The 24,659-nt window shown below is 59.7% G+C and carries 20 protein-coding genes; 6 read left to right on the plus strand and 14 right to left on the minus strand.

The features are described from left to right. Positions 1–134 precede the first annotated feature (134 nt). Positions 135–1,268 carry an MFS transporter gene (locus BJP07_RS02980; RefSeq protein WP_083584059.1) on the plus strand — a complete coding sequence of 378 codons (1,134 nt, stop codon included), beginning with the start codon at positions 135–137 and terminating at the stop codon, positions 1,266–1,268. 696 nt (positions 1,269–1,964) lie between these two features. On the opposite strand, the gene glnA is transcribed toward BJP07_RS02980, so the two are convergent. Further along, positions 1,965–3,401 carry a type I glutamate--ammonia ligase gene (gene glnA, locus BJP07_RS02985; protein WP_071566011.1) on the minus strand — a complete coding sequence of 479 codons (1,437 nt, stop codon included), beginning with the start codon at positions 3,399–3,401 and terminating at the stop codon, positions 1,965–1,967. 101 nt (positions 3,402–3,502) lie between these two features. Between glnA and BJP07_RS02990 the strand changes: the two genes are divergently transcribed. Further along, positions 3,503–3,979, plus strand: a complete 477-nt coding sequence (locus BJP07_RS02990; RefSeq protein ID WP_071566012.1) for an RDD family protein — start codon at positions 3,503–3,505, stop codon at positions 3,977–3,979. Here the strand turns inward: BJP07_RS02990 and BJP07_RS02995 are convergent. The 8 genes from BJP07_RS02995 to sucB form a co-directional block, all read right to left on the minus strand. Next, positions 3,976–5,241 (minus strand): threonine/serine exporter ThrE family protein, encoded by a 1,266-nt coding sequence (locus BJP07_RS02995; protein WP_083584060.1) that lies wholly within the window; start codon positions 5,239–5,241, stop codon positions 3,976–3,978. The two genes, BJP07_RS02990 and BJP07_RS02995, sit on opposite strands and share 4 nt — an antisense overlap. A 6-nt stretch (positions 5,242–5,247) precedes the next feature. Further along, positions 5,248–6,036 (minus strand): DUF4191 domain-containing protein, encoded by a 789-nt coding sequence (locus BJP07_RS03000; RefSeq protein ID WP_071566013.1) that lies wholly within the window; start codon positions 6,034–6,036, stop codon positions 5,248–5,250. A gap of 42 nt (positions 6,037–6,078) precedes the next feature. Beyond that, a complete protein-coding gene (lipA, locus tag BJP07_RS03005; RefSeq protein WP_071566355.1) occupies positions 6,079–7,125 on the minus strand; it encodes a lipoyl synthase in 1,047 nt (348 codons plus the stop codon). A 39-nt stretch (positions 7,126–7,164) separates the two neighbouring features. After that, on the minus strand, positions 7,165–7,965 hold the full coding sequence (gene lipB, locus BJP07_RS03010) for a lipoyl(octanoyl) transferase LipB (protein ID WP_071566014.1): 801 nt from the start codon (positions 7,963–7,965) through the stop codon (positions 7,165–7,167). 18 nt (positions 7,966–7,983) lie between these two features. Beyond that, positions 7,984–8,376 carry a glycine cleavage system protein GcvH gene (gcvH, locus tag BJP07_RS03015; RefSeq protein ID WP_083584061.1) on the minus strand — a complete coding sequence of 131 codons (393 nt, stop codon included), beginning with the start codon at positions 8,374–8,376 and terminating at the stop codon, positions 7,984–7,986. 2 nt (positions 8,377–8,378) lie between these two features. Further along, positions 8,379–9,446 carry a glycine cleavage system aminomethyltransferase GcvT gene (gene gcvT, locus BJP07_RS03020; RefSeq protein WP_071566356.1) on the minus strand — a complete coding sequence of 356 codons (1,068 nt, stop codon included), beginning with the start codon at positions 9,444–9,446 and terminating at the stop codon, positions 8,379–8,381. 12 nt (positions 9,447–9,458) lie between these two features. Beyond that, on the minus strand, positions 9,459–12,308 hold the full coding sequence (gcvP, locus tag BJP07_RS03025) for an aminomethyl-transferring glycine dehydrogenase (RefSeq protein ID WP_071566016.1): 2,850 nt from the start codon (positions 12,306–12,308) through the stop codon (positions 9,459–9,461). A gap of 167 nt (positions 12,309–12,475) precedes the next feature. Then, on the minus strand, positions 12,476–14,533 hold the full coding sequence (sucB, locus tag BJP07_RS03030) for a 2-oxoglutarate dehydrogenase, E2 component, dihydrolipoamide succinyltransferase (RefSeq protein WP_071566017.1): 2,058 nt from the start codon (positions 14,531–14,533) through the stop codon (positions 12,476–12,478). A 156-nt stretch (positions 14,534–14,689) separates the two neighbouring features. Between sucB and BJP07_RS03035 the strand changes: the two genes are divergently transcribed. Then, positions 14,690–15,085, plus strand: coding sequence for an oxidoreductase (locus BJP07_RS03035; RefSeq protein WP_071566357.1), 396 nt, complete (start codon positions 14,690–14,692; stop codon positions 15,083–15,085). Between the two features lie 27 nt (positions 15,086–15,112). Here the strand turns inward: BJP07_RS03035 and BJP07_RS03040 are convergent, their stop codons facing one another. Beyond that, positions 15,113–16,603 (minus strand): leucyl aminopeptidase, encoded by a 1,491-nt coding sequence (locus tag BJP07_RS03040; RefSeq protein ID WP_071566018.1) that lies wholly within the window; start codon positions 16,601–16,603, stop codon positions 15,113–15,115. 146 nt (positions 16,604–16,749) lie between these two features. Between BJP07_RS03040 and BJP07_RS03045 the strand changes: the two genes are divergently transcribed. Then, a complete protein-coding gene (locus tag BJP07_RS03045; protein WP_071566358.1) occupies positions 16,750–17,865 on the plus strand; it encodes a branched-chain amino acid aminotransferase in 1,116 nt (371 codons plus the stop codon). A gap of 20 nt (positions 17,866–17,885) precedes the next feature. Here the strand turns inward: BJP07_RS03045 and BJP07_RS03050 are convergent, their stop codons facing one another. Continuing rightward, positions 17,886–18,884 (minus strand): nicotinate-nucleotide--dimethylbenzimidazole phosphoribosyltransferase, encoded by a 999-nt coding sequence (locus BJP07_RS03050; RefSeq protein ID WP_071566019.1) that lies wholly within the window; start codon positions 18,882–18,884, stop codon positions 17,886–17,888. Positions 18,885–18,902: 18 nt separating this feature from the next. Further along, positions 18,903–19,610 carry a DUF3043 domain-containing protein gene (locus BJP07_RS03055; RefSeq protein ID WP_071566020.1) on the minus strand — a complete coding sequence of 236 codons (708 nt, stop codon included), beginning with the start codon at positions 19,608–19,610 and terminating at the stop codon, positions 18,903–18,905. 150 nt (positions 19,611–19,760) lie between these two features. Between BJP07_RS03055 and BJP07_RS03060 the strand changes: the two genes are divergently transcribed. Continuing rightward, positions 19,761–20,105, plus strand: a complete 345-nt coding sequence (locus BJP07_RS03060; RefSeq protein WP_070362187.1) for an iron-sulfur cluster assembly accessory protein — start codon at positions 19,761–19,763, stop codon at positions 20,103–20,105. 76 nt (positions 20,106–20,181) lie between these two features. On the opposite strand, the gene BJP07_RS03065 is transcribed toward BJP07_RS03060, so the two are convergent. Further along, complete coding sequence (locus BJP07_RS03065; protein ID WP_071566021.1) at positions 20,182–21,174, minus strand: S41 family peptidase; 993 nt, start codon at positions 21,172–21,174, stop codon at positions 20,182–20,184. 13 nt (positions 21,175–21,187) lie between these two features. After that, the gene (gene asnB / locus BJP07_RS03070; RefSeq protein WP_071566022.1) at positions 21,188–23,110 is read right to left on the minus strand and encodes an asparagine synthase (glutamine-hydrolyzing); all 1,923 of its coding nucleotides are present in this window, start codon (positions 23,108–23,110) and stop codon (positions 21,188–21,190) included. Between the two features lie 437 nt (positions 23,111–23,547). On the opposite strand from asnB, the gene BJP07_RS03075 reads away from it, so the two are divergent. Beyond that, entirely contained in the window at positions 23,548–24,642 is a 1,095-nt protein-coding gene (locus BJP07_RS03075) for a cytochrome c oxidase subunit II (protein ID WP_071566023.1), read from the plus strand. The last annotated feature ends 17 nt before the right edge of the window (positions 24,643–24,659 follow it).

The raw sequence follows: 24,659 nt of genomic DNA on the forward strand, positions 1-24,659 counted from the left end.
CAAGGTTCGCGGCTTCACGCCGGTACTCCGGCGTGTACTTCTTGCGCTGTTGACTCACAATGAACATCCTCTCCTACGGACACAAGATCCGCACAAATAGGGTGTCCACTAAACGAGGGTAACCTCAAAAGGGTCTGTCACTTTCGCAGATTCTAATAATACAAGCAGCTTTTAGCTTGTCGGTTCTTTTTTTTGAGTTCCCAAGTGGGGCCATCGCAGATATCGTTAGTCGACGGTGGGTCTATATCTTTTCGCGCCTAGTACTATGCGTTTTCTTCCTGGTCGTAATATTCGGCCACAGTTTTCCGACTCTTTTGATTGCTTGGATTGTGTACGGATTTGCAAGTGCTCTAGATTCCGGCACCCTCGATGCGGCCTTAGTGAATAATGCTAAGAACAGATCAGAGCAAGAAGCTGCCACCGTACACCGCATTTCTTGGCTCGTAAGAAAAGAAAACCAAAGCAACTTCCTCGGAATGATGATCGGCAGCACTGTCGGCGCCATTCTATTCACGACGATCGGCGTGAATATATATTTCATTTCGTTTGCGATGGCGCTTCTGGCAATCATGTCAATTGTGTTTTTCTTCCGGATCCCCGAGCAGCACTCACAGGAAAATTCGAATACGCAGGGCCTACTTCGCGAAATCAAGAATCACGCGAGGTTAACGATCAAAGAAATGCGAAATTCTCCTTCATTGAAGAAGTATCTTCTACTGGCGATTCTTGTCCAAGCCTTTATGCAACTTCACATGCAATTATGGCAGGCAATTGCGTTGGAAAAAGGTTTTCCGGATGGCGCACTGATTTGGCTCTACCTAGCTTTCATAGCGATCTCGTTTTTAGGATCGTATCTTCCCGTTGAGCGCCTTTTCAGGAAAAAGATTCTTGTCGGAATCGGGGGTGCAGTTTTTGTCCTGTGTGCGTTGTTCATCTACGCAATAAGCGAAATGTGGTACGTGCTATTTTATGGTTTCGTAGTATTTCTACTCATTGCTCTTTCCAACTATTCCACGTACGGGATACGAAAATCCTCGTCAGAGGAGCGCATCGGCGCAGTTACGTCTTTGGCTAGTGTCTGCGGGCGAATTGGAGCCGTATCTACGCTGTTGCTTGCTTCAATATTAATCCAAACATTCTCCCCGTCTGCAGTGCTAAGCGTTGGTTTTACCCTGTTGGCCATTTTTGCTGTTGTATGGGCAGGTGTCTCGGCAGGGATAAATGGAAGAAAGGGCACGAAGTCGCATTGGGCAAGGTGTCGGCCATAAACAAACCATGTGGCCATTTCTTCGTCGGTAATATCGGCGAGTTGTTCACAGGTTGTGATCTGGTGTGCCGCTATTGTGTGGCGGGCTTTTTGGGCTGTGGTGTGTGAGCACCGCACAGCCGAGCAGATTTGGCGACGGACCAGCCTTGTAAGACGAGGTCCATCACGGCCCGATAATCAGTCACGATCGGACTCCTCTGATGATGCCGCGTGCCCTGTTGTCACGCGGTCAGAAGAATCGTCTCCCAAAGCGTTACTCGATACTCACCATTGCGTTCTCCGATAGTCACCACGGTGTTACTAGATACCTCCGCGCAACACTGTGCACCACAATCCGTGTGCGGACTTCGGCCACCTGGGGAAACGCGGCGGCGTCTCTCTAAAAATAGGGAATTTGGTGTCGCTGCCCGTCCCCCAGTGACAAATGCCGCACCCGCAAATAGGTAGTCCTTTTTCTGCCTACATGTTTGAATATATGGTCCAAAAGTGCGGTGGATGCGTCCTTTGTCACTGAGCCCTGGCCGGGCGCACCATAATCCAGCGAAATTTTCCACCACCTGGGGAAATACAACAGCGCCGAGCCGGAAACAAGGATTTTGGTGCCGAAGCCCTAAAACAGAGAAGGAAGGTAAAGAAAACCCACGGGAACCGCGATGGAAACCGTGGGCAATCACCGAGCACAGCCCGGCCTCAAAAATCAGCAGTCAAAGTAGAGCTCAAACTCTAGCGGCGTCGGGCGCAGGCGCGCCGGGGTGATCTCGTTGTCGTACTTCAGCTTCACGTACGTGTCGATGAGGTCCTCGGTGAAGACGTCGCCTTCAGTGAGGAATTCGTAGTCCTCTTGTAGGGCCTGCAGCGATGCCTCGAGCGAGGTCGGCGCTTGAGGGATGTCCTTAGCTTCTTCCGGTGGCAGCTCGTAGAGGTCCTTGTCCACTGGAGCGTGCGGCTCGATGCGGTTCTTCACGCCGTCGAGGCCTGCCATCATCATGGCTGCGAAGCCGAGGTATGGGTTGCCTGAAGGATCCGGTGCGCGGAACTCAATGCGCTTCGCCTTCGGGTTGGTGCCGGTGATTGGGATGCGGATCGCGGCGGAGCGGTTGCGCTGGGAGTACACCAGGTTGATTGGGGCCTCGAAGCCTGGGACGAGGCGGTGGTAGGAGTTCAGCGTTGGGTTGGTGAACGCCAGGACAGCGCCGGCGTGTTCGAGGATGCCGCCGATGTACCAGCGGGCGATGTCGGAGAGTCCGCCGTAGCCGTTCTCGTCGTAGAACAGTGGCTTGCCGTCCTTCCAGAGGGACTGGTGGGCGTGCATGCCGGAACCGTTGTCACCGGCCAGGGGCTTCGGCATGAACGTCGCCGTCTTGCCGTACTGGGTGGCGGTGTTCTTGACGATGTACTTGAAGTCCTGCAGGTCGTCAGCCGCGTGCAGCAGGGTGTTGAAGCGGTAGTTGATTTCCTGCTGGCCACCGTTGCCTACTTCGCGGTGGAAACGCTCGATTTCGAAGCCGGATTCGCGCAGGTTCTTGACCATGGCGTCACGCACGTCGACGGTCTTATCGTGTGGTGGGACGGGGAAGTAGCCGCCCTTGACGCGGTTGTGGTAGCCGAGGTTTGGCCCACCAAGAGCATCGGTTTCTTTGCCACGGTTCCACCAGCCCTCTTCGGCGTCGATCTCGTAGAATGCGCGGTGGCCTTCGACTTCGTAGCGGATGGAGTCGAACAGGTAGAACTCGGCTTCGGCGCCGAAGCTGCAGGTATCTGCGATGCCGGTGGAGGCCAAGTACTGTTCCGCCTTACGCGCGACGTTGCGGGGATCGCGCGAGAAAGGCTCGAAGGTGAATGGATCGTTGACGAAGAACTTCACGTTCAGGGTCTTCGCTGCGCGGAACTGGTCTAGCTTTGCGGTGGCGAGATCCGGCATGAGGGTCATGTCGGACTCTTCGATTGTGGTGAATCCACGGATTGATGAGCCGTCGAAGGCGAGGCCTTCTTCCATGACGGTTTCGTCAAACATGGAGGCAGGGATCGAGAAGTGGTGTTCGATGCCGGGGACGTCGGTGAATCGAACGTCGACAAACTCCACCTCCTCGTCCTGAATGAACTTCTTTACGTCTTCGATAGTTTCGAAAGACACAGCCTTTTCTCCTTCGGACAGCGTTGGGAACTCCGCACAATTCTAGCGTGAAGCACCCGTTCTGTAACCGCTTTCCGGGAAAAGAAGATAGGCTATGTCGCATGTCTGCACCCCAAGGAAAACGATGGCTCGATGGCCCGGAGCTTCCCGGCCAGTTCAAAGGCGATGACGCGATCCCCGATTACCCTGGGCAATTCCTTGGGTTACCGAAGGAAGGCGCGGGTGCGCAGGCGTCAGTGGCCCGGCGCATGGGAGGCGTCGCGATCGATTGGGCGATCGCCTGGGCTGTTGCTGCGTTCATCCACGCGAACACCACCGTTTTCGGTGGAACCTCCACGCTGACCTACCTGTTGTGGATCGTGTTGGGCATCGTTTGCGGTTGGCTGTTCGCGCGTACGCCTGGCATGGCGGTCCTCGGGATGGGGGTTGCTCGCGTCGACGCGGAGGAGCCCGTCGGGCTGTGGCGCGCGGCAGTGCGCACGCTACTCACCGCGTTTATTCTGCCCGCAGCACTTGTCGACGCCGACGGCCGCGGCATGCACGATCGTGCCACGAACACGACCGTGATCCGCAGCTAGGGCTCGTCCAGCGGGCGAAACTCCACGGTGCGCTGAAACGCCCAGTTCTTGTCGGTCAGCAGTCGCGCAACCGTCAGGCCACCCGAGAGGAACAGCACCGTGAGCACGACGGTGGTAGTCGAATCGATTGCGGCGGAGATATTGCCGTTGGTGATTTGGTGCAGCGCAGCATAGATAGTGGGGCCCGGGATCATCACGACAGCAGCGGGGATGGTTACCGTGGTGCGTGGCACCCTGAAATGCTGGCCCAGCCAGGAGCCAAGAATGCCGATCACGAGTGTGCCTAACAGGCAGGCCAGGAAGTACTCCACGTGGGCGTCGACAAGCGTGAGGCGCAACACATTTGCGACGGTGCCGAGCGTGGCTGCCAGTAGTGTCATCCTGCGAGAGGCGTTAAACAAGATAGCGAACCCACCCACGGAGACGAAGCTGGCGAGTGCAGCCGCACCATAGAACGAGGGGTCTGGGGTAGTGCTGACTGTGCCTGGCGCGGGCGCATCGGTGACCATCGCGACTACTGCCACCGTGAGCATCATGGTGATGACCACCTCGAGCGCGAAGAACAACCTTGGCAACCCTGATGTGAAGTCGAAGCGGGAAAGATCCATCAAAGATACGAACAAGGGAAAGCCCGGCACCAGATACAAAATGGCGGGGACGAAGCCCGCGGAAAGCTCAAAGTCGGAGTGGGGCAGCGCCCACGCGAGGACCAGGAACAGCAGCGTTGAGACGAGCGCCGCAGCCATCACCACACCCAGCTGCAGAAGGTGTCGACGCGCCAAGTGCAGCCGCACGTACTGACCCACACCAGCAGCAATAATCACCAACAGCGCCGTGAAGTACGAGAAGTGGTTCAGCACAGCGAAGCCACCGCAGGCAAGGCCCGCGGCACAGTTAGAAGTCAGCGGACCCCAGCGCGGGGTAGGGATCGCCTCGATCTCGTCGATGGCGGCGTTGATCTCCTCCGCGGTGGTGTAGCGGTGCATCTCATGCTTAGTCAGGTTCTCGAGTGCCTCGATGCGTGATGCGTTCACCCCTGGCAGCGGAAGGTCAGCCACGAGTGTGCGGAAGTTCTCCCCGCGGTGGACCGTGCACGTAATCGTGTCGAAGCCGACGACGACGTCCGCGTCATCGAAGTGCATCGCACGAGCGCAACGTTTCACGGCCCGGGTGACCCTGTAGCCGGGAGCGCCCGCGGACAACAAAAGAGCGCCGAGGCGCAGCGCGGTGCTGGCCTCGACGCCCATGTCGAAGGAGGACATACTTACTTACTTGCCTTGACGCTGCTGCATCCGGCGCATACGGCGGTTCATTCCCGCCATGTTTTGAGCCTGCTTCGGCAGCGGGCCGCCAGGCAGACCGGGCATCTGGCCAGGTTGCGTGCGAGCGTCCATCGCCTCGAGTTTGGCGTTCATCGTGTACACATCATCCTTGCGGTAGTGGCGTGGCAGCTTCATCAGGTGCTTCTGCAGGTCGCGCACGGCCACCTGACCTTCACCTTCGCCTACGTACACCTCGTGAATCGGCACACCAGCCAGCAAGCGGTCAACGCGGCGCGACTCCTTCTTCATCAAGGTGCGCAGGCGATTCTCGTTGCCCTCACCAACAAGGATGACGCCCGGCAGGCCAACGACGCGGTGCACGGTATCCATGTGGGTGTTCGCCTGCGCGCCGGTCTTGGTGATCCACACCATGCCGACGGAATTACGCATATTCTCCAGCGTCCAACCAGCAACGCCCGGGGTGTCGCCGACCTCGTCGTACATTGAGCGCTCCAAGCGACGGGTAAACATCCACATCGCCAGCACTGTGCCGAACGCCAGACCGAGCGCCAGCATGTACCACTGGCCGCCCCAAATGAGGCCGATCAAGAAGAAAAGCAGACCCATGCCGAGCAGGCAGGCCAGCATAATCGGGATGAGCTTCTTATCCCGCTTCCGCTGAATCTGAAACGCCTGCCAAATCTGGCTACGTGTCTGCTTTCCCTTTGCGCGCTTCGCAGCACGCTCCTGCTTCTTCGCAGCCTTCAGGGCTGCCTTATCCTTCGACTGAGCCATGCCGTCAACTCTATGTCACGAACACAGCCAGGCCAAAGTGGACTAGGAGCGCGTCGCTACCGGATGATCCTTTGACGCGCCGTACTTCTCCAGCAGCGTCGAAGCCTCCTGTGCCGTATCGCCCTTCGACGTTTCCGTCAGGTGGCGCAGGTTCTCCGGCAGCTCCAGCCCGCGGTGCTCCATCGCCTCGACGTAGAGCTTGCCCGCGCGGTAGGACGAACGAACGAGTGGGCCGGACATGACTGCGCCGAAGCCCATCTCGTAGGCCGCGTCGCGGTACTCAATGAACTCCTCAGGTTTTACCCACCGGTCAATCGGGTGGTACATCGGACCAGGGCGCAGATATTGGGTAATCGTGATGATGTCCGTGCCAGCATCCACCAGGTCTTGGAGCGCCTGCATGACCTCTTCCTGGGTCTCACCCATGCCGAGAATCAGGTTGGACTTGGTGATTAGCCCGAAATCACGCGCCTGACGAATCACATCTAGAGAGCGGTCGTAGCGGAACGCTGGACGAATGCGCTTAAAGATGCGTGGCACAGTCTCAACGTTGTGTGCGAAGACCTCCGGGCGGGCCTCAAAGACCTCCTGCAGCAAATCCGGCTTGCCGGAAAAATCAGGGGTGAGATTTTCGACGCCGGTGTGCGGATTGAGTTCGTGAATCTTGCGCACAACCTCTGCGTAGAGCCACGCGCCTTCGTCCTCTAAGTCGTCTCGGGTCACGCCTGTGATCGTGGAGTAGTTGAGGTTCATTTCCCGCACAGACTCCGCAACGCGCTGCGGCTCGTTGACGTCGAGCGGCTCGGGTTTCGCGGAGTTGATCTGGCAGAAGTCACAGCGGCGCGAGCAGTTCGCACCGCCGATGAGGAACGTGGCCTCGCGCGACTCCCAGCACTCATGGATGTTGGGGCAGCCAGCCTCCTGGCACACGGTGTGAAGGGACGCACCCTTCACCTTCTGCTTCATGTCCTCGTACTCAGGACCAGTTTTCACCGCGTTGCGGATCCACCGTGGTTTCGTCTCGATAGGGGTTTGAGCGTTACGCTTTTCTACGCGAAGTAGCCTGCGTCCTTCTGGTGCTATAGTCACGTCGTCCACCGTAACTAACAGTTCTCCCAAAGTCGAGGATTAATGGGAGGCTCGCCTTACATCTCGACGTTTGAGCCCCTTCGTCGGATCCGGTGCCGAACCAAAGCTGTGGTCAGCCACCACAAGCTCACCGGCAAGGGCGCGCTTGAGGGCGTCGAGGAGCGGTGCGGTCATCTCCTCAGCGGTGACGTCGCGGCCGAGCTCCAGGCTCATTGTGGTCACGTCGGCGTCGTCGATGCCGCACGCGACAATGTGGCCGTAGTGGTCCAATGTGTTGTCGCAATTCAACGACAGACCATGCATGGTCACCCCGCGGGTGATGCGGATACCCAGGGCCGCGATTTTCCTATCACGGTGGGACGCCGAGCTATCAGCCGCCTCGACGGTTTTCGGGACCCAGACGCCGGAGCGGCCGTCGATACGGCCGGCAGCATGTACCCCAGCCTTGCGCACCGTCTCGATGATGGCCTCTTCAAGACGGCGAACATAGTCGACGACATCCACCGGCTGGGCAAGTTTGATGATGGGGTAGAAGACGAGCTGACCCTCGCCGTGCCAGGTGATACGGCCCCCGCGGTCAACGTCGACGACGGGCACCGGGTAGGACGCATCCGGAAGATCTTCCGGCTGGGTTCGTTTGCCAGCAGTAAACACCGAGGGATGCTGCAACACCAACACTGTGTCCGGGATCTCGTCCGCTGCGCGCTGCTTGGCCAGCTCCGCCTGGAGATGCCAGGCTTCCTCATAATCGACGAGCCCCAGCTCGCGCACATCAAGAGGCGCGGCTGAGGCCCGAATAGATTTGTCGGCAGGAAAGAACGGATCGCGTGGAGCTGTCATGCCTGCCAACGATAGTCGCTAGCCTTCGACACCGTTAGCGGCAGCGTACTCATCTGCCGTCATCAGCGGTCCGACCTCCTCGACCTCAACCTCGAAGAGCCAGCCAGCGCCGAACGGATCCTCGTTGATGGCCTCGTACGCACCGTCAATGTCCTCGTTGACCGCGGTGACCGTGCCAGTCACCGGTGCGTACAGGTCGGACACCGACTTCGTTGACTCGACCTCGCCGCATGTTTCACCCGCCGTGACCTGGTCGCCAACCTGTGGCAGCTCAGCGAATACGACCTCGCCGAGGCGATCAGCCGCAACGTTCGTGATGCCTACGCGCACCTTTGTGCCAACAGCTTCCTCAGGGCGAGCATCAATCCACTCGTGATCCTCCGAGTAGTAAAAATCAGGGTTCAAAGACATGATTACTGGTCCTTTCGCGAATAGAACGGTGTTTCCACAATAGTAAACGGGTAGCGGCGTCCACGGATATCAACCTCAACATCCGTGCCCACCTCGGCGTGCGCTGGGTCGAGATGCGCCAGCGCCACCGGACGCTGCAACGTCGGCGACGGCTGCCCGGAGGTCACCACACCGATGCGTGTATCGCCGATGAAGACCTCTGAGCCTTCACGCGCGGCGCGGCGCTGATCCGAAGAAAGCCCTGCGATGACCACCGACGGCTCACGACCGACAAGTGCGTCCTTGCCCACGAAGTCCGCCTCCTTCTTGGCGAACGCGCGGCCCATCCCGGCCTCCACCGGGGTGACATCGCGCGAAAGCTCGTGGCCATACAGCGGCATCGACGCTTCGAGGCGCAAGGAGTCGCGCGCGGCCAGACCGCAGGGTGTAGCGTCCGGCGCGAGCGCGTCCCAAATCGTGCGGGCGTCTGCGAGGTCGCAGTAGATCTCGAATCCGTCCTCGCCGGTGTAGCCGGTCCGAGCGACCAGCACGTCGCAGTCGCAGAAGCGCATCGGTGCAGCCGAGTAGTACGCCAGCGCACCGGCGTCGCCGTCGAGATGCGGAGCGATTGTCGATAAGGAATCAGGGCCTTGCACCGCCACGAGCGCGACGTCTGCGCTGCGGTTCGTCAGTTCCACATCAAAGTCAGCCGCGCGCTCCTGGAACGCCTCCCACACAGCAGGCGTGTTCCCAGCGTTCGGCACGACCAGGAAGTGCTCGTCGTCCAGGCGGTAGGAGATTAAATCGTCGATGATGCCACCGTCTTCGGCCACTATCATCGAGTACTTCGCCTTGCCGACGCGCATGGTCGACAGCGTGGAAATCAGCGCGTAGTCCAAAAACTCCGCGGCCTGAGGTCCGCGCACATCAATCTCGCCCATATGCGAGAGATCGAAGATACCAACGCGCTCGCGCACCGCACGGTGCTCCTCAAGCTCATTGTTGTACTTCAGTGGCATGTTCCAACCACCGAAGTCCGTAAAGGAAGCGCCAAGCGCCTCATGCGCTGCAAACAAAGGGGTTTCAGCCATCACAATCACTCCTTAACTTTCCGAGCTCTCCGAAATATCAAATGCCTCTGGCGGCGGGCAGGAGCACACCAGGTTGCGGTCGCCGTACGCCTCATCAATGCGGCGCACCGGCGGGAAATACTTCTCGTGCACCAAGCGATCGACCGGGTAGGCGGCCTGTTCGCGGGAGAACTCGTAATCCCACGCGGTGGAGGCGACGCTGTGCGCAGTAAACGGTGCGTGGTGAAGGACGGAGGTCTCGTAGGCAATCTTGCCGTCGATAATCTCCTGGATCTCCGCGCGGATCGAACGCATCGCCTCGATGAAGCGGTCGAGCTCATCCAGGTCTTCGGACTCGGTCGGCTCCACCATCAGCGTGCCAGCCACCGGGAACGCCAGGGTAGGAGCATGGAAACCGTAGTCCACCAGGCGTTTCGCCACATCCGCTGCGGTCACGCCAGAGCGATCGGTCAACTCTCGCAGGTCAAGGATACACTCGTGGCCCACCAGGCCATGTTCCCCGGTGTAGAGCACCGGGAAGGAATCATGCAGCTCGCTTGCCACGTAGTTCGCCGCCAGTACCGCATGCGCAGTTGCCGACGCCAATCCCTCCGCACCGCTCATCGCGATGTAGGACCACGCGATCTGCAGTACACCCGCCGAGCCGAACTTCGCAGCGGCAACCGGCACGCCCTCGCCAACCGGGGCAGGGTCGGCCGCATGCGTTGGGGCGACGTTCGGGTCCGTCGGAAGGAATGGGATCAGGTGCTCTGCCACACCAATCGGGCCAACGCCCGGGCCGCCACCACCGTGCGGAATCGTAAATGTCTTATGCAGGTTCAGGTGCGATACGTCGCCACCAAAGTCGCCGGGGCGTGCAAGCCCAGTCAGCGCGTTCATGTTCGCGCCATCGATGTAGACCTGACCGCCCACCGCGTGCACCTTCTTCGCGACGGCTTGCACCGTGTCCTCGTACACACCGTGCGTGGACGGGTAGGTGACCATAATCGCTGCGACGTGCTCGCCGTGCTGCTCCAACTTCGCATCCAAGTCAGCCAGATCAATCGAGCCATCCTCAGCAGTCTTCACGACGACCACCCGAAGGTTCGCCAGCGTCGCCGACGCCGCATTCGTACCGTGCGCCGACGCCGGAATCAGACAGATGTCACGCCCATGGTCGCCACGGGAAACGTGGTAGCGCCGAATCGCCAGTAGCCCGGCCAGTTCGCCCGTCGCACCCGAGTTCGGTTGCATGGACACCTCGGCGTATCCGGTGATCTCGACAAGCCAGGCGCGGAGCTCGTCGATAAGCTCCCGCCAACCAGCAGTAAAGCGGTCTGGCGTGTACGGGTGCACATTGGCGAACTCTGGCCACGTGATGGTCTCCAGACCCGCGGTCGGGTTGAGCTTCATCGTGCAGGAACCGAGCGGGATCATCGTGCGGTCGAGCGCGAGGTCCTTGTCGCCCAGCTTGCGGATGTAGCGCATCATCTGAGTCTCGGAGTGCACCGAATTGAAGTTCGGGTGCGTCATAAACTCCGTCGCGCGATGCAGCGCCTCGGGCAGTGCGGATGGTGCCTCGTCGGCAACAGCATCGACACCGAAACCTGCAAGCAGCGCCGCGAGGTCCTCCTCTGCCGTGGCCTCGCCGAAAGAGACGCCGACGGTGGTCGCGTTGATCGGGCGGACCAGGTAGCCCGCATCCGCTAAACGCTCGCACACCGCCTCCGAGTTGTCCACGACGACGGCCACCGTGTCGAAGAACGCGTCGTGCTTCACCTCGATATCCGCATCACGCAGGGACTTTGCGAAACGTGCCGCACAGTCGTGCACCTTGGCAGCAATTGCCTCAAGCCCGCGCGGGCCGTGGTACACGGCGTACATCGACGCAGTCACCGCGAGCAGCGCCTGTGCAGTACAGATATTGGACGTTGCACGCTCACGGCGAATGTGCTGCTCACGCGTCTGCAACGCCAGACGGTATGCGGGGGTTCCCTCAGCGTCCTTCGACACACCCACCAGGCGGCCAGGCAGCTGACGCTTCATCTTCTCCTTGACCGCCATGTACGCAGCATGCGGGCCACCGTAGAACAACGGAACACCAAAACGCTGCGTAGAACCAATCGCGATATCCGCCCCGAGCTCACCGGGCGACTCCAGCAGCGTCAGCGCGAGGATATCCGCATCCACCGCTACCAGACCGCCACGCTCATGCACCGCTTCGATCACCGCGCGAGGGTCAACGATGTCGCCCTCCGTTCCCGGGTACGCCACAACCGCGCCCACGATGCCTTCGCCCACGACGCCTTCGCGCAGGTCAACAACCTGTACCTCAAGGTCAAGGGTGCGCGCACGCTCCGATGCGACGCGCAACACCTGCGGGTGCAGACGCGCGTCCAACAGCACCGTCCGGCCCTTACGCACCGCGCGGGCCATGAGACCAACAGCCTCGGCCGCCGCCGACGCCTCATCCAACAGCGAAGCGTTCGCAATGTCCAGACCAGTCAGGTCCTGCACCATGGTTTGAAAGTTCAGCAGCGCCTCGAGCCGACCCTGCGAAATCTCAGGCTGGTACGGGGTATACGCCGTGTACCAGCCAGCATCTTCTACAACACCACGACGAATCACCGGCGGGGTCAGCGTCGACGAGTAACCTTGCCCATAAAAGGCTTTCAGCACCTCATTTTTCGACGCCAGCTCACGCAATCGGTTTTGCGCCTCATACTCGGTGAGCGGGGAGGGGAGATCAAGGGGCCGCTGAAGTAGCAGATCGGCTGGGATAGCGGCGGTGGTCAGCGCGTTGAGGGAGTCGTAGCCGACTTTCTTCAGCATCACCTCCGTCTCTTGCGTGTCCGGACCGATGTGGCGTGTGATGTAATCCAAGATCTACTCCTTTGGTAGTTCTGAACTTGATGTCGTGAATAGTCTACGGGCCAAAACTGTCCAGGGCTGGCCAGTCAGCTGAAAACATGCAGAGGTGAAAACAGCGGTGGCCCCAACACCGTATTGGTATCGGGGCCACCGCCGAGGTTCCTCATATTGACCTGGGATTAGAGGGATGAGAGGTCCAGGTCGCCTTCGAAGTCACCAGTTTCGATGCGGTCCTTGATCGTAGTGATGAAGCGGCCTGCATCTGCGCCGTCGATCAGCTGGTGATCGTAGGTGAACGGCAGGTAGCACATCTGGCGGATCGCGATGGAGTCGCTGCCTTCCTCCGTGACGATGACCGGGCGCTTCTCAATTGCCGCAGTGCCCAGGATGCCGGCCTGTGGTGGGGTAAGCACCGGTGTATCCAGCAGGGCGCCCTCAGAACCGATGTTGGTCACCGTGAACGTCGCACCCGACAGGTCATCCGGTCGCAGCTTCTTGTTGCGCGCGCGGGTCGCCAGGTCATTGATTGCCTGCGCGATCTGCGCCAGGTTCAGGTCCTGGGCACGCTTGATCACTGGTACCAGCAGGCCCTGCGGCGTATCCACAGCGACGCCGATGTTGACGTCCTCGTGGTAGGTGATCTCCTTCTTATCTGCGTCGTAGGACGCGTTGACGTTCGGGTGGGAAACGAGGGCTTCCGCCGTCGCCTTGATGAAGAACGCCAGGTAAGTGATGTTGGCGTCGTGCTTCTTGATGAACTCTGGCTTCACACGCTTGCGCAGCTCCGCAATGCGGGTGACGTCGACTTCCTGAACGTGCGTGAGTTGAGCAGTGGTCTGCAGGGACTCGACCATCTTGGCAGCGGTGATCTCGCGGATGCGGTTGACCTTCTGGGTCGTGCCGATCAGCGACTGCTTCTCTGGGTCCACGGACTTGGTGGACCAGTTGGAGCGAGCGCTCTTCTTTTCCTCGGTCTTCGGAGCCGACGCCTCGGCCTTATCCTCGGCGCCGCCCTTCGCCGCAGCAATGACGTCCTGCTTGCGGATACGGCCGCCAACACCGGTTCCCTCGATCGTGGAAAGGTCAACGCCGTGCTTTTCTGCCAGCTTGCGCACCAGCGGGGTCACGTACGGGACGGAACCGTCGGACTTGTTTACCTTGGTGGAAGCCTGCTGCGCTGGCTTCTCCTCTTTCGGCTTTTCCTCCTTAGGCTCCTCAGTCTTCTCTTCCTTCGTGGCTTCCTTCTTTTCTTCCTTTGGCTCTTCGGCCTTTGGAGCTTCCTTTTCTGCTGGCTTCGCGTTGGCGTCGCCGATGCGGGCGATGACTTCGCCGACCTCGACGGTGTCGTCTTCCTCAGCGAGGATCTCTACGAGGGTGCCCGCGACTGGGGAAGGAATCTCGGTGTCGACCTTGTCGGTGGAGACCTCGAGCAGTGGCTCGTCGACCTCGACGGTGTCGCCGACTTCCTTCAGCCAGGTGGTGATGGTGCCTTCGGTCACGGATTCGCCGAGTTCAGGCATGGAGACGTCAGTGGCGTCGCCGGAGGAAGGCTGCTCTGCCTTCTCCTCCTTCGGAGCTTCCTTCTTCTCTTCCTGTGGTGCTTCTTTTGGCTCTTCGGCCTTTGGAGCTTCCTTTTCTGCTGGCTTCGCGTTGGCGTCGCCGATGCGGGCGATGACTTCGCCGACCTCGACGGTGTCGTCTTCCTCAGCGAGGATCTCTACGAGGGTGCCCGCGACTGGGGAAGGAATCTCGGTGTCGACCTTGTCGGTGGAGACCTCGAGCAGTGGCTCGTCGACCTCGACGGTGTCGCCGACTTCCTTCAGCCAGGTGGTGATGGTGCCTTCGGTCACGGATTCGCCGAGTTCAGGCATGGAGACGTCAGTGGCGTCGCCGGAGGAAGGCTCCTGAGCCTTTTCTTCCTTCGGGGATTCCTTCTTCTCTTCCTGAGGTTCTTCCTTTGGCTCCTCGTCCTTTGTCGAGTCTGCGGCTGGCGCTTCGCCTTCTTCGCCGATAATCACAATGACGTCACCGACATCGACGGTGTCGTCTTCCTCGGCCTTAATCTCGAGGATCACACCAGCGACAGGGGACGGAATCTCCGTGTCGACTTTATCGGTGGAAACCTCCAGTAAAGGTTCGTCGACCTCTACCGTGTCGCCGACTTCCTTCAGCCAGGTGGTGATTGTGCCTTCCGTGACGGATTCGCCCAGCTCAGGCATCTCGACAGAGTGCGCCATAATTTCGTCTCCTCGCAGATACATTTTCGTAGAAGCTATACAGGTCAATAGCGTACCTGTCACCGAAGACTTTCGTGCCTTTCGGGGGCAACTATTTTGTTGAAGGCCGCAAAACGCAGAATTGGGGCGTCGAAAAATATCCGTATGATGAGAGAAGTGTTTAATCTGTTCGGCAAGCGGAAGAAGCAAACAACCTTCAAACCCCCACGCGCGCCCGGCGAGACCATCCGGCCGGAAGACGCCGCCTACCTCAAGGAATGGGTCGCGAAGCGTGCCTTCGTGGAGGGGTTTGTCGAGCCAGAAACGATGGTCAACGAGATGTCCGTCGTGCTTGTCGACGAAGAAGGAAACTACACCCGTCGCCGCATCGGAGGACCCAAAGGCATCGACGCCGTCGCTCAACTCCTGAATATTTCTCTCTACGACGTCGAGGAAACCGGCTACCCAGATCGGATGCGGCGCAAGATGGAGCAGGAGCGCATCTTGCGGAAGCGGGCCGAACAGAAAGAACGCCGCGCAAAGTTTGAGCGCGGCGAACATCCTTTTTCTTAAAGCCCTTAAGGCCCTTAAAACTGGGGATTAGTTGGCCTTAGCAATGCTGCGCAGCGTCGCAACGATCGTGCGCAGCGGGGCACCCGTCGCGCGCTTCGGGGTGTAGCCGTGCGGCGAGCCACCGTTCCATGCTGGGCCAGCGACGTCGATGTGGACCCACTCGGTGTCCTCACCAACGAAGCGGGACAAGTACAGGCCAGCGAACAACATGCCACCAGTACGGGCGTTGTGTACGTTGCGGATATCGGCAACTGGGGACTTCAGTTCCTCTTCCTGCTCCTCCAACAGCGGCATGGCCCAAGCTTGCTCGCCAACCTCGCGGCCCAGCGCAGCAACACGGTCGCGGAAGTCATCAGAGCCCATGACACCAGCGGTGCGGTTTCCGAGGGCGACGAGCTGCGCACCGGTCAGCGTGGATGTCTCAATCATGAAGTCAGGGTTGTCCTCTGCCGCGCGCGCCATAGCGTCCGCGAGCACGAGGCGCCCTTCGGCGTCCGTGTTGAGAATCTCGCTAGTGATGCCACCGTAGTGACGAATGACATCGCCCGGGCGAGTAGCGGTGCCGGAAGGCATGTTCTCTGCCAGCGGCAGCCAGGCGTCAACGGCGACGCCCAGATTTAGTCGAGCGGCCGCCACAATCGCGCCAAACTGGGCAGCAGATCCGCCCATGTCGGAGATCATGTCCTCCATCTTTGCCCCAGGCTTCAGGGAAATGCCACCGGTGTCGAACGTGATGCCCTTACCAACCAGCGCCACCGAAGAGCTGGACGTCGAAGGTGCCCACTTCAGGTGCACCAGGCGAGGCGCGCGGACAGAACCTTGGCCGACGGCAAGGATGCCACCGAAACCGTGCTCCTCGAGGTACTTCTCGTCGAACACCTCGACTTCGAGCCCGACCTGCTTGCCCACGTTCTCAATGAGCTCCGCGTACACAGCAGGGTAGAGGTGGTTGGAAGGCGTGTTGACGAGGTCGCGCGCCAGCATGACCGATTCCGCGAGGATGACCGCCCGGTCGAAGGCCTCCTGATCGTCTTCCTTGCCCACAACGGTGACGTCTGTAAGCCCGTGCTCGCCGTCACAGCCACACTGGCATGGAGCCTTGAAGCCCTTGTACTTGTACGCACCGAGTAGCAGGCCCTCCACAACGGGGCCGACGCCGAACTCGGTCGAGATCACCGCAGATTCCGTGCCGTACAGCGTGCGGGCCAACGCGCCAACAGCGCGACGTACGGTCTCGTCATCAATGTCATCTGCGTTGCCGAGGCCGAAGGCGATGACCAACTTGCCGTCAACCACAACCCGGGTGACCTCGCCGGCCGTACCTTTCGCGCCGACAGTCTCTAGTGCCTCGAGCGTGCCCTTCGGTGCCAAGGAGGTGACCGGAAGTTCGATCTTCGACTCATCCGAGGTCACCGGGAGGAGGAGAGCCGCGGTGTCGCTCGGAGCGGTCGTCGAAAAGTTCAGAGAGACCGAGTCACCCCGGACTGGGAGCAGCGATTCAGGAACCGAAAAAGTCATGAGTACATGCGCCTTTCTTAAGATTATTGAACATCGCCAAGGGTACCCTGAATGTGCGGCGCGTGGTCGGGGAGGGCGGCTCTCAAGTGCAAGAAAATATGGAATTCTGGTCCCAAAGTGTGGAATCTGGGGGTAGGGTGGTCTGCATGACTCAAGGCACACCATTTGAAATTATCCCGAATCCGAACAAAGCAACCGACGAAGAACGCCAGGCCATCCTCGCGAACCCGGCGTTCGGCCAGGAATTTACCGACCATATGGTCTCCATCGACTGGGATGAGACCAACGGCTGGCACAACGCGCAAGTCCGCCCATACGAGGCGATCTCGCTGGACCCGGCGACCAACGTGTTCCACTATGGGCAGGCCATCTTTGAGGGGCTGAAAGCCTACCGCCACCACGACGGCTCCATTACGACGTTCCGCCCTGAACAAAACGCGGCCCGCTTCGCCCACTCCGCTCGCCGCCTCGCCATGCCAGAGCTGCCAGAGGATCTCTTCATCGAATCCCTGCAGCAGCTCGTGACGATTGATAAGGACTGGGTCCCCGAGGCCGGCGGAGAAGCGGCACTGTACCTGCGACCGTTTATGATCGGCACCGAAAAGACACTTGGGGTCAAGCCTTCGAGCACCTACAGCTACTACCTCATCGCCTCCCCAGCAGGTGCCTACTTCTCCGGCGGCGTGAAGCCGGTCAGCGTGTGGATCTCCGAAGAATACGTCCGCGCAGCACCCGGAGGCACCGGCGACGCGAAATTCGCAGGCAACTACGCGGGCTCCCTGCTCGCACAGGCCCAGGCAGAGGAAAAGGGTTGCGACCAGGTTGTATGGCTCGACGCCATCGAGCGCAAGTACATCGAGGAGATGGGCGGCATGAACCTCATGTTCGTCGAAGGCAGCGGAAAAGATGCGAAGCTGATCACCCCAGCCCTGTCCGGCTCCCTCCTGGCAGGTATTACGCGCAAGTCCCTTCTGCAGGTCGCCGAGGACCTTGGCTACAGCACCGAGGAGCGCAAGATCACGGTGGAGCAGTGGCGCGACGGCGCCGAGAACGGCACCATCACCGAAACGCTTGCTTGCGGTACCGCGGCGGTCATCACCCCTGTTGGTCGTGTGCTGAGTCGTCATGGAGAGTTCACCATCAACAACAACGAGGCCGGCACCATCACCATGCAACTGCGAGAGCGCTTGCGCGGGATCCAGGATGGGTCAGTCGATGACGCCCACGGCTGGAACCACACGCTGGTCCCAGCGGAGAGCTAGCGACAGCTGGGGCCGGGGGTTTAGGCCGGGGAGACCTCCGGATCCTCCGGCCCGAGCACAGTAGTAACGAGCTCAGAAGCAAGATTGATTTGTGGCAGCGCTGCGAGCGCGCCGACCCCCTGGTTCAGGGACAAATCCAGGGCCAGCACCGGGATGATATCGAGCGCCTGCAGCGCGAGCATCTGCGCTGGCTCCGGGCTAAGTTGGCCAGGAATAATCCAATGCTTCGTGCCGGGGGCGAGGCGTTCTGCTGCGTAGGCGGCGACGGTGGCGTAGAGGCCGTCGAAAAGCACGGGAGTGCGACGGACAGCTGCCTGTGCGAACATGCCGACGAGGAACGCGAAGTCTGGCCCTGAAAGCTCGGCGAGGACGCGGGGCACGTCGTCACTGAAAGCGCGCACGCGGAACATCGCGTCGCGGATCGCGGCGACCTTGACCTTCCACACGTTGTCATCGATGCCGGAGCCTCGCCCGATGACCTTGACCGGCTCAGTACGCGACAGTGCGCCGTAGACCGCGGCAGCAACCGTCGAGTTGCCGACGCCAATATCACCAGGAATAAACAGGTCGACCCCACTGTCCACCCCGCTATCCACCACGCGCGCGCCGTGCGTCACAGCCTGATCGAAAGCCTCCGGCGTCATCGCGGCCTGCCGGTCAATCGCGCCCGTCGGTAGTGTGAGGTAGTCGTTGATCTGCATAATCGACGCGCCAGCGGCTTGCGCTGCGACACGAGCTGCGCCACCACCTGCCGCGATCTGCTTTACCGCAGTCCAGGCGGCGTCATGCGGCTGTGCGGAAACACCTCGCGCTGCCACGCCGTGGTTGCCGGCGACAAGCACACATTGAGGGTGAGAAAACGCTACCGGTCGCTGGCGGTCCTGTACCGCGGCGGTCCACTCCGCAATCGTTGCCACGCGACCGAGCCCACGCCCCTCAGGGCTGCGCTGCAGCTCGCGGGCAACCTCGCGACGCAGAGTCTCACTCGGATGCTGAATCGGGTCGAATGCCACAGCCATGAAATGTCCTTCGTACGTTTAGTTGACGGTCTCGCCGATGCGGACCTGCGGTTTCGGGGAGCGCCACTTCCGTGGCTGCGACGCGCGCGAAAACGCGTACATACCTAGGCCGAAACCGGTATCTGCCGTGCCCGGGAACTTCGCGCGGACGGCGTTGTTCGCCCGCTTACCGATCAGGAATGCCTCACCAATAATCAACACGATAAACACCATCGGCAAAATGGCGATCACCCCGGCAACCTCCGGGTACCAAGAGCCGATAAAGAGGATGAGGAATAGCAGGATCGCCAGAGGCATCGCGTAGTTGTTCATGAAGCGGCGAGAATCCACCCAGTCGCGGACGAAGCGGCGGGTTTCGCCGCGGTCGCGGTCCATGAGGTAGCGCTCGTCGCCGGCGTCCATCTTGGCTTGGACCTCGCGATTGTGCTTCTTCGCTTCTTCGCGCTGTTGCTTCTTATATGCTTTCCACTCCTCCTTCGACATCGACTTCTTCAGCTCTTTGTTCTTCTGGTACTGCTGAGCAGGAGTCGTAGCGTTGGGGTCGCGCACGACGCCACGCTTGATTTCTTGCTCGATACGCTTCGGCGTCGGCCGACCCTTTGGAGGGGTGTAGCCCTTCGGGTACTTTTTCGCGGGTTCCGCGTTGGTTTCGGGAGCCTCCGCGCGATTCGCTGCGGCAGCAGCGGCGGCTGGAGCCTCATCAGATTTCTGCCAAGGAAGTTTCACGCTATACAGGCTACAAGGCTGTCTCCGAAAGTGGGGAATAAGCGCCCGCTCGAATGCGCTGTAGACGATGACGGTGTGATGCGAGTACGCTAGTGCCACACTCCGAAGCACGCATTTCGCGTGAAGATATTCGCTAAGCAAGGAGAAAGAATGACTGCACCTACCTCTGCAACGGGCGTGACCCTTACTGAAGCAGCGGCTGCAAAAGCGAAGGCTCTGCTTGACCAGGAAGGCCGCGACGACCTTTCGCTTCGCATCGCTGTTCAGCCAGGCGGCTGCGCTGGTCTGCGCTACCAGCTGTACTTCGATGACCGCGAGCTTGACGGTGATAAGGCCGACGTCGTTGGGGGTGTACGCCTTGTCGTGGACAAGATGAGCGTGCCGTACCTCACCGGTGCGACGATCGATTTCGCTGACACCATCGAGCAGCAGGGCTTCACCATCGATAATCCGAACGCTGGCTCGGCCTGCGCATGCGGCGATAGCTTCAACTAAGCAATCGCTTTTCGACGCCAACACCCCGCGACCACTCTTTATTGAGGGTGAACGCGGGGTGTTTTGTCTGCGGAGACTATTTACAACCGTGCTCGGTCGCAAGCCACTGCTTCGCTTGTTCTAACGGCGTACCGGTTTCGACGTCCGGCTGCACCGGATCCTCGGCAAACTCCTCACCAGTGCGTGCCTTGTCCTTGGCGATGGTTAACATCAGCATGCTGCCGTCCGGGAAGTCATACACCATGTTTGCCGACGCGTAGCCCGCGGTAGGGGACCCGAAACTCTGTGAGCGTTCAAGTCCCCGAAATGCCAGCATCGTTGCCTCGCCCGACGAAGCGGTGTCACCATCGACTAAGACTGCTACCGGCGCATCCCACTTCCCGCCAGTCGTCGTGAGCGGCGTGCCCCCTCCGGTTACCGAGTTTCCCTCGACCGTGACCTGGCTGGTGTTCGTCCGCGACACGAACTCGAGCACCGTGCCGTCCGGCAACAGCGGGGAGAGTCCAGCGACCATTGGGCCCATGTCACCACCGTCGTTGCCACGCAGATCAACGACCGCGCCACAGACCCCGCCATCACGTGCGGACGCCAGGCCTGTCGCGAGCGTGTCTGCGTACCCCTGCACATCCGAGTGCCGATCGACGCCAGGCACTGTTGCCACCGCAACGCTGCCCTCGACACTGACCGTGGCTTTCGGTTTCTGTTCCATAGTCCAGCCGAGGTCCGGGTTGCCGGGTTCAAACAGCCGGGAGTGCTTGCCACCAGCTGCTTTGACGGCATCTTTCAGGGCGGGGTAGACGTCGTAAAGCGTGTCTGCCTGCTTGGCGGTCTCCTTTGCGTGGGCCTTCGCTGCCTCGAATTCCTTCGAATCGGCGTGGATGCCCTGCTCGGCGAGCGCGAGCACCGTCGCGCTATACCGCTTTGGCGTCTGTGTCCCCGCGAAACGAGCGGTGCCCGTCAGCATCGCGGTGACCGTCGGCCCATAGACGAATGCCAGGGCAGCAACTGCGAGGAGCAGCGCGCTGAGCATCGCGACGATGGTAGTTACTACTCGTTTTTTGGTCCACATGGAAGGAATCTCCTTAGAGTTGAACCGGGTACTCCTTGTGCTCGATGCCCGGATCGATGCGGTGCTCGACAAAAATGCCGTGCCAAATCATAAACGCCAGTACCGTCCACAGACGGCGTGAATGGTCGGAGACACCATCGCGGTGCTCCTTGAGCATCTCCAGCACCTGATCCTTCGCGAAAATATGGTCGGTCTGCGAGTCGCGGATCGTGTCCTGCGCCCAACCGAAGAGCTCATCTCCAGCCAGCCAGTGACGCATTGGGACAGGGAAGCCCAACTTCTTACGGTGCAGCACGTGAGGAGGCACGATCTGCTCCATCGCCTTGCGCAGCGCATACTTCGTGGTGCCGTGCGCAATCTTCTGGTCGTACGGGATCGTCTGCGCGACTTCGAAAACTTCCTTATCGAGGAACGGCACACGCAATTCCAGCGAGTTCGCCATGTTCATCTTGTCCGCCTTGACCAGGATGTCGCCGCGCATCCAGGTGAACAGGTCCAAGTTCTGCATCCGGGCAACCGGATCCATCTGCTTCGAAGTCGCGTAAATCGGGGCGGTGACCTCGCGGTGATCCCATTCGCGCTTCGCCCACGGAAGCACACGGTGCAGTTGCTCGAAGTTAAAGGAGCGGGCGTTGCCGTAGTAGCGGTCCTCCATTGGGGTAGTGCCGCGCTCAAGGAGGCTCTTGCCCTTCATACCCTCTGGCAGTACCTGGCTGAGCTTGTTCAGCCCGCGAAGAAGTGGCGTCGGCAACTTCTCGAACGGTGCAAGAGACAGCGGTTCCTTATAAATGGTGTATCCACCGAACAGCTCGTCTGCACCCTCACCTGAAAGCACAACCTTGACGTGTTTGCGTGCCTCCTGGGCGACGAAGAACAGCGGAACCAACGATGGGTCAGCGACCGGATCATCGAGGTACCACATGATCTTCGGTACCGCGTCCGCATACTCTTCAGGCGAGACAATCTTCACGATATGCTCAACGCCAATCGCCTCAGCGGACTCCGCAGCCACATCGACCTCGGAGTAGCCCTCGCGCTCGAAGCCGGTGGTAAACGTCAACAAGTTCGGATTGTGTCGCTTCGCCAGCGCCGCAATCGCCGTGGAATCAATACCGCCGGAGAGGAAAGAACCGACGGTGACGTCCGCACGCATATGCTTCTCGACGGAATCTTCGAGTGCCCGAGCGATCCTGTCGTAAAGCTTCTGCTCTTGACCTTGAGGTACCGGCTGGGACCTGAAGTGCGGCTTAAAGTAGCGTTCCGACTTGACCTCGCCCCCAGGGGTCAGCGAAACCGTGCATCCAGACTCAACCCGACGAATACTCTCATGCAGGGTCTCTGGCTCTGGGACATACTGCAGGTCCACGTAGTGCTCAATCGCGCGTTTATCCAGTTCAAGGTCAAGCTCTAGCTCCGGAGCCATTTCCAGAATGGATTTCTTTTCGGACGCGAAAACGGTGCCTGCTGGGGTGGTCGCGTAAAACAGCGGCTTGATGCCGAACTGGTCGCGCGCCGCAAACATGCGCTGCGTCTCGGTGTCCCAAATCACGAAGGCAAACATGCCACGCAGGTGCTCAACGACCTTTTCGCCCCAGTGGTGGAAACCAACCACGATCGGCTCGCCATCGCCCGATGTATTAAACGAGTAGCCGGCGGCCTCGAGTTCCTCTCGAAGTTCAATGTAGTTGTAGATTTCGCCATTGAACGTCAGCGCGTAGCGCGTTGGGGATTCTTTCGGCCCCCAGCGCAGAGGCTGGTGGGAATGGTCCAGATCGATAATCGCGAGGCGATTAAAGCCAAAGACCGCGTGGTCGTCGTTCCAGGTGCCAGCGGCATCTGGACCGCGGTGATACATGCAGGGCAATGCGCGTTCCGCGGCTTCCACGAAGCTGGCGGCGTTGCTGTTTGTGGTGAGTAGAGCCAACAGGCCACACATAGACTTGAAAACCTCTCCTATATATAAGGTGTACGCAGCCATGCGGAGTGCTGGGCCACGAAGCATTTCTTCCCTTAAACAATAGGGTTTTGTGTAGGGGATACGCGAACCAACGGAACCGCGAACCAAACTCAGAAATTCTTCATCCTTTATTCGGTCCCCAAAAGGGGGCCAACTTATGGATGAGCATTTTGGCTGAAAAATAAAGCTCTTACCAGGACGTTTGTACCGTTTTATCTAAAACCCATTGAGTGCATGGGTTTTGCCCAACGCGCTTTCAGGGGAGGTTGATTGTGAAAACTCACCTCTTCGAAAAATCCCCAGAATTCAGAGGCGGGGTGCTTAATCAACTATTCTGGCGGAGTAGCAATGCTTGGACGCACCTGTAGTGTGCGTCCTGCCGTAAATAGCGAGTGTGGACAGGAAGGCAGACACACGTGGAAAAGGTAAAGGACCGCAGCTTCGCGAAGAAAATCGCAGTTGCCGGATCGCTCCTGCTGGGCGGTCTCGCTCTGACTGGCTGTGAGGTTGCGCCACCGGAGGCGATCTCAAAGGTGTTGGACATGGGTTGGCCAGACCCAGTCACCCCTGAGGGTGAGCAGATGTACAACTTCTGGGTATGGACCTGGGTGGCAGCTTGGATCATTGGCATCATTATGTGGGGCCTCTTCCTCACGGCCATCTTCAAGTGGAACGCGAAGAGCCAGGAGAAGCGCGGTAAGTCCGAGTTCCCGAAGCAGCTCCAGTACAACGTTCCGCTCGAGCTTGTCCTGACGATCGTTCCGATCGTTATTGTCATGGTGCTCTTCTTTTTCACTGTCCAGGCGCAGACGAAGACTACGGCCCTTGACAAGGATCCGAAGGTGACCGTGGACGTCACCGCGTACCAGTGGAACTGGAAGTTCGGTTACGCGAACGTCGACGGTGAGTTCACCTCGAACGGCCAGGCTTACGACGGCGTCGATGCCGACCGTCAGGCAAAGGCTGAGGCAACGAAGTACGACGACGAAAACGTTAAGAACCCGAACCCAATCCACGGCACATCGACCGGTGACCTGTCGTACCTCAACTTCAACGAAATTGAAACGCTAGGTACGACCGAAGAGGTCCCAGTACTCGTACTGCCGACCGACCGTGCAATTGAGTTCCGCCTCGCTTCTGGCGATGTGAACCACGCATTCTGGGTTCCAGAGTTCCTCTTCAAGCGCGATACCTACGCACACCCTGAGGCGAACCAGCAGCAGCGTGCATTCCAGATCGAAAAGATTGACAAGACTGGCGCATTCGTTGGGCGTTGTGCCGAAATGTGTGGTACGTACCACTCAATGATGAACTTCGAGGTTCGCGCAGTGACGCCGGAGAAGTTTGCTGACTACATTCAGTTCCGCATCGACAACCCAGAGGCACCGAACTCTGACGCCCTTAAGTTCATCGGTGAAGCTCCGTACGCCACCTCCACACGTCCGTTCGTGTCTGACCGCCTCGGCACCCGCGACGGCAACAACACCAACGACCCTAACGCGACGGTATAGAAAGAGAAGGCAGAACA

The organism is Corynebacterium sp. NML130628 (assembly GCF_001875665.1).
Taxonomy (GTDB): Bacteria; Actinomycetota; Actinomycetes; order Mycobacteriales; family Mycobacteriaceae; genus Corynebacterium.